This window comes from Gilliamella sp. wkB178 (assembly GCF_001690705.1).
In the GTDB taxonomy this organism is placed as follows: Bacteria; Pseudomonadota; Gammaproteobacteria; order Enterobacterales; family Orbaceae; genus Gilliamella; species Gilliamella apicola_K.
In genome coordinates, this window is the sequence record NZ_LZGK01000002.1 from 1 (window position 1) to 1179 (window position 1179).

The following is a 1179-nucleotide window of genomic DNA, read 5'->3' on the forward strand; positions in this document are numbered from 1 at the left end:
TCGGTCATTCAGGAGTATTTAGCCTTGGAGGATGGTCCCCCCATCTTCAGACAGGATATCACGTGTCCCGCCCTACTCTTCAAGCTTCCACATAACTCACCTTCGTGTACGGGACTTTCACCCTCTATCGCGCGACTTTCCAGACGCTTCCACTAATGCGTTATGCTTCCCACTTTGGGCTCCTCCCCTTTCGCTCGCCGCTACTCGGGGAATCTCGGTTGATTTCTTTTCCTCGGGGTACTTAGATGTTTCAGTTCTCCCGGTTCGCCTCACTTGACTATGTATTCATCAAGCAATAATGTAGTTACCTACATTGGGTTTCCCCATTCGGACATCGACGGCTATAGCGCCTTTTATCGGCTTACCGTCGCTTTTCGCAGATTAACACGTCCTTCTTCGCCTCTGAATGCCTAGGCATCCACCGTGTACGCTTAATTTCTTAACCTTACAACTCACAGTTGTCTTGGTTTTCATTACGCTTTTTTCTCTTTCTTACTGCAAACTAACATACTTTCATATGCAGCCTACCGTAAAAACGAGAACTCGTTTCTTTCAGCTTGTTCCTAATTGTTAAAGAGCTTTATCTGTCTATTTACTTATATATAAGTAAATACAAAGATAATTTTTTAAAAAGAGATATCTTTAATGGTGGAGCTAAGCGGGATCGAACCGCTGGCCTCCTGCGTGCAAGGCAGGCGCTCTCCCAGCTGAGCTATAGCCCCAATAATTCACTTCATCTGTTTCCCCAATTCGCTTAACGTAGCTCGCTTTATGTTAAGCAATGCTTCTACATCACCTACGCTAGCGGTTATATTGCAGAATTAAGTTGAATTGGTGGGTCTGAGTGGACTTGAACCACCGACCTCACCCTTATCAGGGGTGCGCTCTAACCACCTGAGCTACAGACCCAATAAAGTGACTCTTTTCTTAAACAAACAATCTGTGTGAACACTTACGAGCTCTTCGTAAGGAGGTGATCCAACCGCAGGTTCCCCTACGGTTACCTTGTTACGACTTCACCCCAGTCATGGACCACACCGTGGTAAACGCCCTCCCGAAGGTTAAGCTATCTACTTCTGGTGCAACCCACTCCCATGGTGTGACGGGCGGTGTGTACAAGGCCCGGGAACGTATTCACCGTGACATTCTGATTCACGATTACTAGCGATTCCGACTTCA

At 46.7% G+C, this 1179-nt stretch carries 2 tRNA genes and 2 rRNA genes; all 4 read right to left on the reverse strand.

The features are described from left to right. Positions 1 to 445 (reverse strand): 23S ribosomal RNA (locus tag A9G13_RS01080); the annotation flags it as partial. Positions 446 to 646: 201 nt separating this feature from the next. Continuing rightward, a tRNA-Ala gene (locus A9G13_RS01085) sits at positions 647 to 722 on the reverse strand. Between the two features lie 110 nt (positions 723 to 832). Beyond that, positions 833 to 909 (reverse strand) — tRNA-Ile (locus tag A9G13_RS01090). Positions 910 to 966: 57 nt separating this feature from the next. Next, positions 967 to 1179, reverse strand: a 16S ribosomal RNA gene (locus tag A9G13_RS01095); the annotation flags it as partial.